A 14,923-nucleotide genomic window follows, 5' to 3' on the forward strand; every position below is an offset into this window, starting at 1 on the left:
ATGTGAAACAATGGCGTGCCCATGACCGCGCCACGAGCCCTCAAACAAGACTTCCCGATCATGACCACCCAGACCGCCCAGCTGAGCGTTGGCACCCAGGCACTCTTCGACCGTCTGCCTGTCGGCACCTATGCCGTCGAGGTACAGCCGGACGGACGGTTGCTCTTCCACTACGTCAGCGATCGCTGGCTGCAGATGTGTGGCCTCGCCCGCGACGCCCTGATGGCCGATCCCGGCCTGGCACTGGACGTGATCCATCCGGATGACCGTGACGCCATGCTGCAGGCCAACCTCGTCGCACTGGAGACCCAGCAACCCTTTCACTGGGAGGGGCGACTTCAGGTGCAGGAGCGCGATACCTGGGTAGCGATCTCCTCCAACCCGCGCCGCCTCGAGGAGAACAGGACGCTCTGGGAAGGCGTCATGATCGACATCAGCGCCTACAAGAAGCTGGAAAGCGATCTGCGCGACTCCCAGGCAAGCCTTCAGAGGCTGCTGGAACACCTGCCAATCGCCACCTCCGTGGTCGAGCTTGGCGGCGAGGGGCGAGTGCTGTTCAGCAACGCCCAGTTCCACCGCACCTTCGGCTACACGCCTGAGGAGGTACCCACCGTCGAAGCCTGGTTCGCCCTGGCCTACCCCGACCCGGGCCACCGCGCCGCCGTGCGGGCTCTATGGTATGCCGCCCAGCAGAAGGCGATGGCAGGCCCCGGCCAGATCGAGCCGATGGAGTTCAAGATCGCCTGCAAGGATGGCACGGTTCGAGATGTGGTCGTCAGCGCCACAATCGACGAAGGCGTCATGATCGTCTCCTTTCAGGACATCACCCAGCAGAAGCGCACCCAGGCCGAACTTCGCCTGAGCGAACACAAGTTCCGCACCCTGGTCGAGGATGCCTACGCCGTCATCTATACCTTGAACCTCGAAGGCGAGTTTCAATATCTCTCACCCAACCTGTTCACCCTGCTCGGCTACGCGCCGGAGGAGCTGTCCGGCCTGCATTTCGCCAACATCGTCCATCCCGATGACATGGCGCACTGCAAGGCATTCATGCAGCGGGTCTATGCGTCCAATACCCGACAGGGCAACCTCGAGTATCGTGTCCGTCATCGCAACGGAGAGTGGCATTGGCACGTCACCAACGCCTCTCCGCTCCATGATGTGGACGGCCAGCTGATCGGCATGATCGGCAACGCCCACGACATCAGCGAACGCAAGGCCCGTGAGACCCGCATGTCGCGCCAGGCGACCTACGACGAGCTGACCGGACTGCTCAACCGCGCGGCCTTCTTCGAACGCCTCGATCAACTAGCCAGTGTGACACAGGCAGAGAACCCGCCTTCCATCGGTCTGATGTTTATCGACCTCGACAATTTCAAGCAGATCAATGATACCCATGGCCATGCGGCGGGTGACCGGGTACTGCAGATCCTCGCTGCGCGACTGCAGTCGGCGCTGAGATCCTCCGACCTGTGCGGGCGCATCGGCGGCGATGAGTTCCTCAGCCTGCTCTACGGCGTGAGTGATGCCGACACGGCGACCCGGATCGCCGTTCAGGTCCTGCAGCAGCTCGTGGAACCGATCACGCTCGGGGAGCTTTCGCTGCTTCCCTCCTGCAGCATCGGCATCGCCCTGTCGTCGCGTCATGGCAGGGAGATATCCGAGCTGGTGCGGCATGCCGACGAGGCCATGTATCGCGTCAAGCAGAGCGGGCGCAACGGGGTTTGCCTGGCCGAGTGAGTCGGCGCACTGCGTTCGACCAGCTTGCCACCAAAGCCATCCTGCGGCGCCCCTACGGGCTGTGGCATCATCGGGCTTGACGCCTTTCCGCAACCCGAGCCCAAGCAAGGAGCCCCGACGTGAGCCATATCATCACCCCCGACATCTGCGACGCCCATCCCGAGGTCCGCGTGCTGGACCCGATCTTCATCAATTTCGGCGGTCGCGATGCCTTCTGCGGGCCGATCCGCACCGTGAAGTGCTTCGAGGACAACTCCCTGGTCAAGGAGGCGGTGGCCGAGCCCGGCGAGGGCGCCGTGCTGGTGGTGGACGCCGGGGGGTCCCAGCGCTGTGCGATGCTGGGCGACATGCTGGCCGAGCAGGCCGCCGACAACGGCTGGAGCGGCGTCATCATGTACGGCTGCGTGCGCGACGTGGACGTGCTGGCCGAGACCGAGCTCGGCGTCCAGGCGCTGGGCGCCCACCCGCGCAAGAGCGAGAAGCGCGGCGAGGGCCAGCGCGACATCCCGGTGACCTTCGCCGGCGTGACCCTCTCGCCCGGCGAGTGGCTCTACGCCGACAACAACGGCATCCTGGTGGCCGATGCACGACTGCCGCTGGAGGGCTGAGGCCCGCCTTCTCCCTTCCCCCCGCGGACGGCCCCTTGCCGCCCGCGGCCCGAGGGTGTCACCCTAGGGGCATGACCATGACGCCGAACGCCCCATGCTGGCCCTCTCTCAGCTGAGCCGGGACGTGCTGCGCACCCTGCGCGAGCACCTGCGGCCGCTGATCGTCTACCACCTCTTCTTCACCCTGCTGGCCTCGCTGCTGCTGCTGCCGGCAGTGGCCTGGAGCCTGACGCGGCTGCTCGGCCAGTTCGGGCGCCCGGTGATCACCAACGCCGAGCTCATCGATATCCTGATGAGTGCCGGCGGTGCCCTCTGGCTGCTGGCCGCCATCGGCCTCACCTTCCTGGTGCTCTACCTGCAGCAGGCCGGGATGATCCTGGTGGCGGCGCGCCCCCGGGACAACCACGTTCGCCTGGCCTTCGAGGCGCTCTGGTGGACCCTGCGACGCCTGCCGCAGCTTGCGGCTCTGGTGGTAGTCCAGGTGGGCAGCCACCTGCTGCTGGTCATTCCGGTGGCCTTTGCCATCGCCTGGCTCTATGGCACCTTTCTCGGCGGGCTGGACCCCTACTACGTGCAGCGGGTGCGCCCACCGGCGCTGTGGCAGTTCCTGGCCATCGGCCTGCCCCTGGTGGTGGTCTGGGCGGCCATCGCCGCGACCCTCTACTTCCGCTGGATCCTCGCCCTGCCGCTGGTGGCGCTGGAGGGCCTATGGCCCCGCCAGGCCCTCAAGCGCAGCCACCGGCTGACCCATGGCCGCAAGGGGCCCATCGCCCTGGCGGTGATCGCCCTGCTGCTGGTCATCATCGCCCTGCCGCTGGTCGCCACCCTGCTCTTCGACAGGCTCTTCACGCCGATGCTGTGGTGGCTGCCCGAGCGCAACGCCGTGCTGGTGCCGGCCACCCTGGCCTACCTCACCGCCTACGTGCTGGTGACCCTGGCCATCACCTTCGTCGGTATCGCCGCCAACGCCCTGCTCTCGGCCTGCCTCACCCTGCGCCTGGCCCACCGCGAGCCGCGCCCCGCGCCGCCGCCCAAGGGGGTCCATCCGGGACGCCTGGCCTGGGCGCTGGAGATCGGGGTGATCGCCTTCGCCCTCTCCCAGGCATGGCTGATCGTCAACAGCTTCGAGCTGCGCGACGAGGTCGCCAATATCGCCCACCGCGGCAGCTCCATGGCCGCCCCGGAGAATACCCTGGCTGCGGTGGAGCAGGCGATACAGGACGGCGCCGACTACGTGGAGATCGACGTGCGCCTCACCGCCGACGACGAGGTGGTGCTGTTCCACGACCGCAGCCTCACTCGCCTGACCGGCGACCCGCGTAACCTCGGCGAGCTGACCCGGGAGGAGCTGGCCGTCTTCGACGTGGGCAGCTGGTTCGGCGACGCCTTCCAGGGGGAGCGGATCCCGGGGCTCGACGAGACCCTGGCCGCGGTGCGCGGTCGCAACGCCCTGATGATCGACATGAAGCCGGACCCTGGCCGCGAGGTGGCCCTGGTGGAGGGAGTGATCGCCGCCCTGCGCGAGGAGTCGGCCCGGCGCCAGGCCTGCCACGACGAGGCCGCAGACGCCGAGGCGGCCGCGGCCTGCGGGAGCGTGGACGTGGTCGGAGAGACCCGCGTGGCCACCATGTCGGCGGCCCTGGTAGAGGAGATTCGCGCCCGGGAGCCCGAGCTCAGGGTGACCCTGCTGGCCCAGCTGATCCTGCCCGGCACCCTGGACCGGCGCGGCTTCGATGCCCTGGGGCTGCGCCACAACCGCATCACCGACAACGAGATTCGCCTGGCGCGCTACTACGGCTACGAGGTGCACGCCTGGACCATCAACGACCGCGCCCGGATGTCTCAGCTGATCGACCTGGGCGTCGACGCCATCATCACCGACCGTCCGGAGCTGCTCGCCGAGCTGCTGGACGACCGCCGCGAACTCGGCGACGGCGCCCTGCTGCTGGTCAAGCTGCGCAACTGGCTGCGCCGTTAATCGCCCATCACCACCCCTTCCCGGCGCGGGTCGGCGCCGCCGAAGAAGCCCGTCTCGGTGCGCTGGATCGCCTGCAGCCCGCTGACCAGCTCACGCTCGCTGGCCTCGTGGCCACGGGCGTTGAGCGCCTCCAGGGTCTCGGCCGGGAAGCGCCCCTCCTCCAGGAATACCGGCCCGCCCAGGGTGATGGCGTGGGGCAGGTTCAGCGCCTCCTGGGCATCCAGCCCCCAGTCGAGCATGGCCACCAGCGCCTTGGCGGTGTAGTGGATGATCGCCGCCCCACCGGGGGAACCGAGGCTCGCCACCAGCTCGCCGCGGCTGTCGCCATCGCGCGCGAAGACCAGGGTCGGGCTCATGCTGGAGCGCGGCCGCTTGTTCGGCTCCACCCGATTGGCGATGAGATTACCCGCCTCGTCCTGCGGGGTGAAGGAGAAGTCGGTCAGCTCGTTGTTGAGCAGATAGCCGCCGGCAAGGCCGGTGCCGCCATCGGCGAGGATCCGCGAGCCGAAGGCGGCCTCGATGGTGGTGGTCATGGCGATGGCGTTGCCGTGCTCGTCGACGATGCTGATATGGCTGGTGCCGTACTCCGGCTGCTCGGTCTGGCTGGCCCAGCCGGTGGCTAGCTCACCGGGGTTGCCAGGTTCGGCGCCGCCGCTGCCCAGGCTCTCCTCGCCGATCAGCGCCGCGCGCAGGGCCAGGTAGTCGGGGGCGAGCATCACCGACCAGTCGCCACCGGGGGCCTCCACGAAGTCCGGGTCGCCGATGTAGTGGCCGCGGTCGGCGAAGGCCAGCCGCGAGGCCTCGAGGAACTGGTGCAGCCAGGGCTCGCCGGGCACGCCCTCCTCCAGGGGAGTCTCCACCTCGGGCAGGTGCTCCAGGATGCCGAGGATCTGCATCACGGTGAGGTGGCCCGAGGAGGGCGGCGGGAAGCCGCAGATCTCGTAGGCCTGCCAGGCGGTGCAGATCGGGTCGCGCCGCTTCGCCTCGTAGCCGGCCAGGTCCTCCGCGGTGATGGCGCCAGCGCGGCTGTGGTGGCCCTGCACCCGGGCCACCAGGTCCTCGGCGATGGGCCCCTCGTGGAGGGCCCGGCTTCCGTGCTCGGCGATCTCGCGCAGGATGGCGGCCAGGGCTGGGTTCTTCAGCGTCACCCCCGCCTCGAGCGGCTCACCGTTCGGGTAGTAGAAGGCGCTGCCCAGGGGATCGTCGCGCAGCGGCTGCTCGCTTGCGAGGCTGGTGGCCAGTCGCGGGCTCACCGCGAAGCCCTCCTCGGCCAGCCGGATCGCCGGGCCGAAGAGCTCCGCCCAGGGCAGCCGGCCGTGCTCGGCGTGGGCCAGCTCCAGCATGCGCACGGTGCCGGGCACCCCCACCGAGAGACCGCTGGCGGCGGCCTCCATGAAGGGCAGCGGCTCGCCCTCCTCGTCGAGGAAGAGCTCGCCGTTGACGGCGGCCGGCGCGGTCTCGCGGCCGTCGTAGGCGGCCACCGCCTTGCCGTCATGGTGCATCAGGAAGGCGCCACCGCCGATCCCGCTGGACTGAGGCTCCACCAGGGTCAGCACCATCTGCACGGCCACCGCGGCGTCGATGGCGCTGCCGCCGGCCCTCAGCACCTGGTAGCCGGCGTCGGTGGCCAGCGGGTTGGCGGCGGCCACGGCGAAGCGCTCCATGGCCCAGCCGGGCTTCTCCTGTGTCTCGGAGGCGACCTCGGGGGCGATGGCCGGCAGGTCGTACTGGAAGGCCACCTCGGCCTGGGCCGCGAGCGGCAGGCCAAGCATCAGGGCGGCAGTCACCGGCAACAGCAGGCGGCGGCGGAAGGGAACGGCGGGAAGGGTCATGGACAGGCTCCTTGTCACGATCGGGTCAGCGGGAGACTGTCAGCATAGACGAAAGACGCCCGGCCGACTGGAGGTCGACCGGGCGAGAAAAGCCTATCAATGTTTTGCTCGGGCTGACCTGGCGACAAGCCTCAGAGGAGGCGCTGTGAACCCTTCCCTGGGCGCTACCGACGCCATCCCTGGCGTAGGACCTCCTCTTCGGCTTGCCCCCAGCGCCCTCGCGGGCGCTGTACTGACGCCAAGTTTAGCGCTTAGCCCAGGGTTTCCCCGGCAAGCATGAACCAGGTCTCCAGCACCGCATCGGGATTGAGGGAGACGGAGTCGATGCCCTGCTCCATCAGCCACTTGGCGAGGTCCGGGTGATCCGACGGGCCCTGGCCGCAGATGCCGACGTACTTGCCCTGGGCCTTGCAGGCCTGGATGGCCATGGCCAGCAGCTTCTTGACCGCCGGGTTACGCTCGTCGAAGAGGTGGGCGACGATGCCAGAGTCGCGGTCCAGGCCCAGGGTCAGCTGGGTCAGGTCGTTGGAGCCGATGGAGAAGCCGTCGAAGTGCTCGAGGAACTCGTCGGCGAGCAGGGCGTTGGCCGGCAGCTCGCACATCATGATCACCTTGAGGTCCTGCTCGCCGCGCTTCAGGCCGTTGGCGGCGAGCAGCTCGACCACCTGGCGGGCCTCGTCGGGGGTGCGCACGAAGGGCACCATGACCTCGACGTTGGTCAGGCCCATCTCCTCGCGAACCCGCTTCAGCGCGCGGCACTCCAGCTCGAAGCAGGGACGGAAGGTCTCGGAGATGTAGCGGGCGGCGCCGCGGAAGCCGAGCATGGGGTTCTCCTCGCCGGGCTCGTAGAGCTTGCCGCCGATCAGGTTCTCGTACTCGTTGGACTTGAAGTCCGACAGACGCACGATCACCCGCTGGGGGTAGAAGGCGGCGGCCAGGGTGCTGATGCCCTCGACCAGCTTGTCGACGTAGAAGTCGACCGGGCTGGCATAGCCGGCGCTGCGCAGGTCGATGGTCTGCTGCAGGTCGGCGGGCAGGGTGTCGTACTCCAGCAGCGCCCTGGGGTGCACGCCGATCATGCGGTTGATGATGAACTCCAGGCGTGCCAGGCCGACACCGGCATTGGGCAGGCTGGCGAAGCCGAAGGCACGGTCGGGGTTGCCGACGTTCATCATGATCTTGAAGGGGATCTCGGGCATGGCGTCGACGCTGGTCACGCTGCGGTCGAAGGCCAGCAGGCCTTCGTAGACGTGGCCGGTGTCGCCTTCGGCGCAGGAGACGGTGACGTCCCGGCCATCGGCGAGCACTTCGGTGGCATCACCGCAGCCCACCACGGCGGGAATGCCGAGCTCTCGGGCAATGATCGCCGCGTGGCAGGTACGCCCGCCGCGGTTGGTGACGATGGCCGAGGCGCGCTTCATGATCGGCTCCCAGTCGGGGTCGGTCATGTCGGTGACCAGGACGTCACCGCTCTGCACCTTCTCCATGTCCTCCGGGGAGAACACCACCCTGACGGTACCCTGGCCGATACGCTGGCCGATGGCACGGCCGGCGATCAGGTTGCGCCCCTTCTCCTTGAGCTGGAAACGCTCGAGCTTGCCGCCCTCCTGCTGGGAGACCACGGTCTCGGGGCGCGCCTGGACGATGTAGAGCTCGCCGTCGTCACCGTCCAGGGCCCACTCGATGTCCATGGGGCGCTGGTAGTGCTGCTCGATGGTCACCGCCTGGCGCGCCAGGGCCATCACCTGTTCGTCGTTGATGCAGAAGCGACCGCGCTCCTTGAGCGGCACCTCGACGGTCTCGACGGACTTGCCGGCGCTGGCCTCCTTGCCGTAGACCATCTTGATCAGCTTGGAGCCCAGGTTGCGGCGCAGCACCGCGGGCCGGCCGGCGGCCAGGGTGGGCTTGTGGACATAGAACTCGTCGGGGTTCACCGCCCCCTGCACCACGGTCTCGCCCAGCCCCCAGGAGGCGGTCACGAAGACGGCGTCGCGGTAGCCGGACTCGGTGTCCAGGGTGAACATCACGCCGGAGGCGCCGGTCTCGGAACGCACCATCTTCTGGACGCCGGCGGAGAGTGCGACGTTCTCGTGGGCGTAGCCGCGATGCACCCGATAGGAGATGGCGCGGTCGTTGAACAGCGAGGCGAACACCTCGTGGACGGCGCGCTTGATGTTGTCGAAGCCCTCGATGTTGAGGAAGGTCTCCTGCTGGCCGGCGAAGGAGGCGTCCGGCAGGTCCTCGGCGGTGGCCGATGAGCGCACGGCGACCTTGAGGTTGGGATGCCGGGCGAGGAGCTGGTCGTAGGCGCTGCGTAGGTGCTGCTCGAAGGTGGGCGGCAGCGGCGTATCGATGATCCACTGGCGGATCTCCGCGCCGGTGCGGGCCAGCGCCGTCACGTCATCCACATCCAGGGTGGCCAGGGCCGCATTGATGCGCTCGTTGAGGCCTTCGTGGGAGAGGAATTCACGGTAGGCGTGGGCAGTGGTGGCGAAGCCGCCGGGCACGGTCACCCCGGCGCCGGCCAGGTTGGAGATCATCTCGCCGAGGGAGGCATTCTTGCCCCCTACGCGCTCCACATCGTCCATGCCCAGCTCTTCGAACCACAGAATGTAATCGTCCACGGAACCCCCTTGGCTTTCGACGACAGGTGGTCATGCCAGGAGGCATGACGGAATGGTCGGCACTCTACCAAGCGAAGGCCATATTCGCCATTGGTCTAACAGCGAAGACACTGGAGGATTTTTACAAGAATGGGCCCTTTTCGAGGATTCCTGTAGTCAACTAACGATCTCCTTCGGCAGGGCCGCTTGTGACCGGCGGCGCGGGCACCGACAATAGGGGTCGCTGCTTTCACTATCTCTTCTTGTTCACCTGCTGCGACGACACCGACATGACCCGTACCGCCTTCTTCATCTCCGATGGCACCGGCATCACCGCCGAGAGCCTGGGCCGCAGCCTGCTGGCACAGTTCGAGAACGTCGAGATCCGCATGGTCACCAAGCCCTACATCGATTCGGTCGAGAAGGCCATGAACCTGGTGGAGGTGATCAACGGCACCGCGGTACACGATGGCGAGAAGCCGATCATCATCGACACCATCGTCGACAGCGCCATCCGTGACGTGATCCGCCAGGCCGAGGGGTTCAAGGTCGACATCTTCTCGACCTTCCTTGAGCCCCTGGAACAGGAGCTGGCGACCCGCTCCAGCTACAGCGTGGGGCGTACCCACGCCATCGGGCAGGACGAGGTCTACATGGACCGCATCCACTCGGTGCACTTCGCCCTGGACAACGACGACGGCGCCCGCACCCACCAGTACGACAAGGCCGACGTGATCCTGGTCGGGGTCTCGCGCTGCGGCAAGACCCCCACCTCGCTCTATCTGGCCCTGCAGTTCGGCGTCCGCGCCGCCAACTATCCGCTCACCGAGGATGACCTCGACGAGGATGGCGTCCTCAAACTGCCGAAGGCCCTGGCGCCCCACCGCCACAAGCTGTTCGGGCTGACCATCGACCCGCGCCGGCTGGCGGCGATCCGCCACGAGCGGCGGCCCAACAGCCGCTACAGCTCCATGGACCAGTGCATGCAGGAGGTCGGCCAGGCCGAGGGGCTCTACCGCCAGCTGCATATCCCCTTCATCGACACCACCCGCTTCTCGGTGGAGGAGATCTCCACCCGCATGATCGCCGAAATGGGCCTGACCCGCCGTTTCTCTCCCCGCTAACGTACCACCCCTGCCCGTCTCAGCCGGGCGATATCGTCCGGCGTCAGCCCCATACCGGCCAGGATGGCATCGCTGTCCTGACCGAGACGCGGCGGCGCCACCTCGCTGGTGGCGGAGTCACCATCGAAGCGCAGGGGGTTGCCCACCTGGGGGACCTCAAGTTCGCCCCGCCTGAGGGTGCGGCGCATGGCGCGGTGCTGCACCTGGGGGTCGTCGAACACCTCGGTGAGGGTGTTGATGGGCCCGGCGGGAATGCCGCGGGCCTCCAGCTCGGCGAGCCACTCGTCCCGACCGCGGGTCATCAGGATTGTCTGGATTATCGGCACCAGCACCTCGCGGTTGCCGACCCGCGCCGCGTTGGTGGCGTAGGCCGGGTCATCGGCCCACTCGGGGTGGCCGAGCAGGCGGGCGAAGCGGGCGAACTGGGCGTCGTTGCCCACGGTGAGCACCAGATGGCCATCGGCGCAGGCGAAGGCCTGGTAGGGGACGATATTGGGGTGGGCGTTGCCGTGGCGCTCCGGGTTGCGGCCCGAGACCAGGGCATTGAGGGCCTGGTTGGCGAGCGTCGCCACCTGGACATCGAGCAGAGCCACGTCCACATGGCGCCCGACCCCGGTGCGCTCACGCTCCTGCAGCGCCGCCAGCACCCCCACGGTGGCGTAGAGACCGGTGGTGACGTCGGTGATCGCCACGCCGGTCTTCATCGGCATGCCATCGGGCTCGCCGCCGAGGCTCATCAACCCGCCCATGGCCTGGATCATGAAGTCGTAGCCGGCGCGGTGGGCGTAGGGGCCCTCCTGGCCGAAGCCGGTGATGGAGCAGCCGATCAGGCGCGGGTTGAGGGCCCGGAGGCTCGGGTAGTCGAGGCCGTACTTGGCAAGCCCGCCCACCTTGAAGTTCTCCAGCAGGATATCGGCGCCCTCGGCCAGCCGGCGCACCAGCGCCTGGCCTTCCTCGGTGGCGATATCCACGGCCAGCGACTGCTTGCCACGGTTGGCGCAGAGGTAGTAGGCGGCCACCTTCTCCAGGGCATCGCCCTCGGCCAGCCACGGCGGCCCCCAGCCGCGGGTATCGTCGCCGCGCTCGGGGTGCTCGATCTTGATCACTCGGGCGCCCAGGTCGGCGAGCAGCTGGCCGGCCCAGGGACCGGCCAGCACCCGCGACATGTCGAGCACCGTGATGCCTTCCAGCGGTCCGCTCATCGCGAGCTCCCCGTGTTACCCGGTGAAGGCCTGCAGGCCGGTCTGGGCGCGGCCCAGGATGAGGGCGTGGACGTCGTGGGTCCCCTCGTAGGTGTTGACCGCCTCGAGGTTCATCACGTGGCGAATCACGTGGTACTCGTCGCTGATGCCGTTGCCGCCGTGCATGTCGCGGGCCACCCGGGCGATGTCCAGCGCCTTGCCGCAGTTGTTGCGCTTGATCAGCGAGATCGCCTCGGGCACCAGCTGGCCGTCATCGATCATGCGACCCACGCGAAGCGCCGCCTGCAGACCCAGGGTGATCTCGGTCTGCATGTCGGCGAGCTTCTTCTGGATCAGCTGGTTGGCAGCCAGCGGGCGGCCGAACTGCTTGCGGTCCATGGTGTAGTCGCGTGCCGCATGCCAGCACGCCTCAGCCGCGCCCATGGCGCCCCAAGCGATCCCGTAGCGGGCGCGGTTGAGGCAGGAGAACGGGCCCTTGAGGCCGGTCACATTGGGCAGCCGCTGGTCGTCGGAGACCTCCACGTCCTGCATGGCGATCTGGCCGGTGATGGAGGCGCGCAGGCTGAACTTGCCCTCGATCTTGGGCGCGGTGAGGCCCTTCATGCCCTTCTCGAGGATGAAGCCGTTGATGACGCCCTCGTCATCCTTGGCCCACACCACGAAGACGTCGGCGATGGGGGAGTTGGTGATCCAGGTCTTGGTGCCGTTGAGGCGCCAGCCACCGTCGATGCGGGTGGCACGGGTGACCATGCCGCCCGGGTCGGAGCCATGGTCGGGCTCGGTGAGGCCGAAGCAGCCCACCCACTCGCCGGTGGCCAGCTTGGGCAGGTACTTCTCGCGCTGGGCTTCGCTGCCGAAGGCGTGGATGGGGTACATCACCAGGCTCGACTGCACGCTCATGGCGCTGCGGTAGCCGGAGTCGACCCGCTCCACCTCGCGGGCGACCAGGCCGTAGCTGACGTAGTTAAGCCCGGCGCAGCCGTAGCCGTCGATGGTGGAACCCAGCAGGCCGAGCTCACCCATCTCGTTCATGATCTCGCGGTGGAAGATCTCGTGGCGGTTGGCCTCCAGCACCCGGGGCAGGAGCTTCTCCTGGCAGTAGTCGTGGGCGGTCTGGTAGACCATGCGCTCGTCTTCGCTGAGCTGGTCGATCAGACGGAAGGGGTCTTCCCAGGTGACGGGGGTGATCTGGCTCATGGAGAGGGCTCCGTGGAGTTGGTGATGGTTAATTTCTACATTTTCATCAAATGTAGACCAACAACCCCCGCCTGCCAAGCATAAAAAAGGCCCCCCGAAGGGGGCCAGGTGGAGCACGCCAGCTCACTCGTGGATCGCCAGGCGGTTCAGCGATCATGCTCAACACATTGCGAATAGCGGGCCATTCCCGCAATCATTTATTATAGATCAATAGGTTATTGAATTAACATCCTGGCAGGGATGGGGTGTCGCACCCTCAAACACCATGCCGCACTGCACCATCCGGGCGCCCCGCAGGGGCGAAATGCGCCATGGCGAGGCAGGGCCCGGGTCAGAAACGCCAGGTGGCCCCCAGCAGCGGGCCGCTCATCGACACATCGAGGCGAGTGCCTGCCTCGTCACGCTCCACCGCCAGGTGGCGATAGCCGGCAGAGAGGTGGAGGGAGTCGCTCACCGCCAGGTTGGCGGTGGCCACCAGCTGCCAGGTGCTGTCGGACCCGACCCCGAAGCCGCCGACATCACCCTGCAGCAGCGTCGACCAGGCCGGGCTCCAGGCCGAACGCAGCCGCGCGGCGAGGAGCGGGTCGACCCAGCGCTGGGTGTCGCGGGCCGAAAGCCCCAGGGCCGGCACGCCCACCTCGGCCTCGATCCGCCAGGCCCGCGCCCCCGCCAGCAGATCCAGGCGATGCGCCCCCTCGCTGACCACCTGGTAGCCCGCCAGCGCCGTCACCGAACGCTGGCGCAGCCGGCCCTCGGCCACGATGCCAGGGGGCAGCGTCGCCTCGTGACCCAGCGAGGCCCAGGTGAGATCGCCCTGCAGCACCCAGCGATCGCGCCGGGCGCTGCCGGTCATGAAGAAGGCCCCCTCCAGGTCCTCGAGCACCTCCCCGAACCCCCGGGAGGTGCTGACGGTGGGGGCGCCCGCCAGGGGGCGGACGTCGCCGGACAGGCCGGCCATCCATACGTAGGGGGTGAGCTGGACGCGCCAGCCGTCGTCCTCTCCCTCAGCGCTGGCCGCAGCAGGCAATGAAGCGGCCGCGAGAGCCAGCACGAGACCGGCAGCAAGCCCGACGCCTTGGGCGCTCATGGCTGGCCCCCCAGGGTCTGCTTGTGGATGCGCCCCCCCTTCATGATCAGGCGCAGGTTGCGCTCCGGGTCGTTGAGGAAGTCGAGGTCGCGGCTCGGGTCGCCGTCGACCACCAGCAGGTCGGCCAGGGCGCCGGGCTCGATGCGCCCGAGGGTGCCGGGATAGGGGTTGCGCGGGCCCGAGAGCGCGAGCAGCTCGCCGTTGCGCCCGGTGGCCATGGCCAGGGCCGTCAGCGGGTCATAGAAGCGGGTGAGCTTGGCCAGGTGGCGCAGCTGGTTCGGCGTGTTCTGGGGGCTGAAGAGGATATCGGTGCCCCAGGCCGTCTTCACGTCGAAGCGCTGGGCCATCTCATAGGCGCGCACCGTGCCCTCGGCGACCTGGCGCTGGGACTCGCGGCGCGCGGCGTCGGGGTAGACGTTGGCGTCCTCGTCCTGCAGGAAGGGCTGCAGGCTCCACCAGGCGCCCTCCCCGGCCATCATGCGCACGCTCTCCTCGTCGGCCAGCTGGCCATGCTCGATGGAGCGAACCCCGGCCCGCAGGGCGCGCTGGATCCCCTGGGGCGTATAGACGTGCACCATCACATAGGTGCCCCAGTCCTCGGCGGCCTCCACCGCGGCGCGCAGCTCGCGCTCGGTAAACTGGGTGCTGTCCAGAGGGTCGTAGGTGGAGGCGACGCCGCCACCGGCCATCAGCTTGATCTGGGAGGCACCGAGCATCAGCTGCTCCCGGGTGCGGCGAAGCACCTCGGCCTCGCCGTCGGCGATCGCCGCGACCCCCTGGCGCTCCTGTTCGCTGAGCGGCGTCGTGGTGCCGCGGGGCACCTCATGGCGCAGGCGGAAATCGCCATGGCCCGACGTCTGGGAGATCATGGCGCCGGCGGGAAAGATCCTGGGCCCGGCCACGATGCCCTCGTCGATGGCGCGCTTGAGCGCAAAGGAAGGCCCGCCCACGTCGCGCACGCTGGTCACCCCGCGCATCAGGGTGCGCTCCGCCTCCCGGGCCGCCACCAGATGCACATAGCCCGCGTCGGCGGTCATCGCCGCCACCTGGGTGATGCCCGCCAGGGTGGTATGCCAGTGGGCATCGATCAGCCCCGGCATCAGCACACGCCCGCCGCAGTCGATCACCTCGGCCCCCTGGTGGTCGGCGTCACCGGGCAGGAGGGCCGCGATGCGCCCCGCCTCCACCCGCACCGCCACGTCACCGCGCAGCGGCGCCCCGCTGCCGTCGAACAGGCGCAGGTGGGTCAGCAGCAGCGGCCCCTCGCGCTCCTTCGGCGCCTCCCCCACCACGGAGGGGGCGTGCAGGCCGGCAAACAGCGCCATGACGGCGGCGGTTCCGCCCAGGAAGTGGCGGCGGCTGATCTCCGCCATCATGCGCTCGTGGAAGCGCTGGAGCAGCGGCGAGCCGCAGCAGCAGGCCCCGTGGCCATGGCGGGCCGAGTGCACCATCAGGGGCGAAGGGGGCGTGGCAGGCGGCATGGGCAAGTCCTTGGGTCGATGGCGCCTACGGGCCGGGTCTCCCGCAGGGCGTTGCTGGTCAAGACGATGAA

10 protein-coding genes are annotated in these 14,923 nt (G+C 68.5%); 4 read left to right on the forward strand and 6 right to left on the reverse strand.

Annotation, left to right across the window (positions count from 1 at the left end):
• Nucleotides 1-60: 60 nt before the first annotated feature.
• From D1793_RS10825 to D1793_RS10835, 3 genes are all read left to right on the forward strand, one after another.
• Nucleotides 61-1,740: a GGDEF domain-containing protein gene (locus tag D1793_RS10825; protein WP_162899950.1), complete on the forward strand. Its 1,680-nt coding sequence runs from the start codon at nt 61-63 to the stop codon at nt 1,738-1,740.
• Nucleotides 1,741-1,859: 119 nt separating this feature from the next.
• A complete protein-coding gene (gene rraA, locus D1793_RS10830) occupies nt 1,860-2,348 on the forward strand; it encodes a ribonuclease E activity regulator RraA (RefSeq protein WP_119022180.1) in 489 nt (162 codons plus the stop codon).
• Nucleotides 2,349-2,442: 94 nt separating this feature from the next.
• Nucleotides 2,443-4,326 carry a glycerophosphodiester phosphodiesterase family protein gene (locus tag D1793_RS10835; RefSeq protein WP_119022181.1) on the forward strand — a complete coding sequence of 628 codons (1,884 nt, stop codon included), beginning with the start codon at nt 2,443-2,445 and terminating at the stop codon, nt 4,324-4,326.
• Here D1793_RS10835 and ggt read toward each other — a convergent pair.
• Both ggt and ppsA read right to left on the reverse strand, forming a co-directional pair.
• Entirely contained in the window at nt 4,323-6,158 is a 1,836-nt protein-coding gene (ggt, locus tag D1793_RS10840; protein WP_119022182.1) for a gamma-glutamyltransferase, read from the reverse strand. The genes D1793_RS10835 and ggt overlap by 4 nt on opposite strands.
• A 251-nt stretch (nt 6,159-6,409) precedes the next feature.
• Nucleotides 6,410-8,782: a phosphoenolpyruvate synthase gene (gene ppsA / locus D1793_RS10845; RefSeq protein WP_119022183.1), complete on the reverse strand. Its 2,373-nt coding sequence runs from the start codon at nt 8,780-8,782 to the stop codon at nt 6,410-6,412.
• A gap of 269 nt (nt 8,783-9,051) precedes the next feature.
• Here ppsA and D1793_RS10850 point away from each other — a divergent pair, with 269 nt between their 5' ends.
• Complete coding sequence (locus D1793_RS10850; protein ID WP_119023659.1) at nt 9,052-9,885, forward strand: pyruvate, water dikinase regulatory protein; 834 nt, start codon at nt 9,052-9,054, stop codon at nt 9,883-9,885.
• Here the strand turns inward: D1793_RS10850 and D1793_RS10855 are convergent.
• The 4 genes from D1793_RS10855 to D1793_RS10870 all read right to left on the reverse strand — a co-directional run bounded on the left by D1793_RS10855 (nt 9,882) and on the right by D1793_RS10870 (nt 14,852).
• Entirely contained in the window at nt 9,882-11,087 is a 1,206-nt protein-coding gene (locus D1793_RS10855) for a CaiB/BaiF CoA-transferase family protein (protein WP_119022184.1), read from the reverse strand. The two genes, D1793_RS10850 and D1793_RS10855, sit on opposite strands and share 4 nt — an antisense overlap.
• 15 nt (nt 11,088-11,102) lie before the next feature.
• On the reverse strand, nt 11,103-12,284 hold the full coding sequence (locus D1793_RS10860) for an acyl-CoA dehydrogenase (protein WP_119022185.1): 1,182 nt from the start codon (nt 12,282-12,284) through the stop codon (nt 11,103-11,105).
• Nucleotides 12,285-12,615: 331 nt separating this feature from the next.
• Nucleotides 12,616-13,371, reverse strand: coding sequence for a hypothetical protein (locus tag D1793_RS10865; RefSeq protein ID WP_119022186.1), 756 nt, complete (start codon nt 13,369-13,371; stop codon nt 12,616-12,618).
• Entirely contained in the window at nt 13,368-14,852 is a 1,485-nt protein-coding gene (locus D1793_RS10870; RefSeq protein WP_119022187.1) for an amidohydrolase family protein, read from the reverse strand. The genes D1793_RS10865 and D1793_RS10870 overlap by 4 nt, the downstream gene beginning before the upstream one ends.
• Nucleotides 14,853-14,923 lie beyond the last annotated feature (71 nt).

Source organism: Halomonas sp. JS92-SW72 (assembly GCF_003547075.1).
In the GTDB taxonomy this organism is placed as follows: Bacteria; Pseudomonadota; Gammaproteobacteria; order Pseudomonadales; family Halomonadaceae; genus Halomonas; species Halomonas alkalicola.

Coding starts and splice junctions, on each gene's coding strand:
- D1793_RS10825 (WP_162899950.1), top strand. CDS start 61: ATGACCACCCAGACCGCCCAGCTGAGCGTTGGCACCCAGGCACTCTTC.
- D1793_RS10835 (WP_119022181.1), top strand. CDS start 2,443: ATGCTGGCCCTCTCTCAGCTGAGCCGGGACGTGCTGCGCACCCTGCGC.
- ggt (WP_119022182.1), bottom strand. CDS start 6,158: ATGACCCTTCCCGCCGTTCCCTTCCGCCGCCGCCTGCTGTTGCCGGTG.
- D1793_RS10850 (WP_119023659.1), top strand. CDS start 9,052: ATGACCCGTACCGCCTTCTTCATCTCCGATGGCACCGGCATCACCGCC.
- D1793_RS10855 (WP_119022184.1), bottom strand. CDS start 11,087: ATGAGCGGACCGCTGGAAGGCATCACGGTGCTCGACATGTCGCGGGTG.
- D1793_RS10860 (WP_119022185.1), bottom strand. CDS start 12,284: ATGAGCCAGATCACCCCCGTCACCTGGGAAGACCCCTTCCGTCTGATC.
- D1793_RS10865 (WP_119022186.1), bottom strand. CDS start 13,371: ATGAGCGCCCAAGGCGTCGGGCTTGCTGCCGGTCTCGTGCTGGCTCTC.
- D1793_RS10870 (WP_119022187.1), bottom strand. CDS start 14,852: ATGCCGCCTGCCACGCCCCCTTCGCCCCTGATGGTGCACTCGGCCCGC.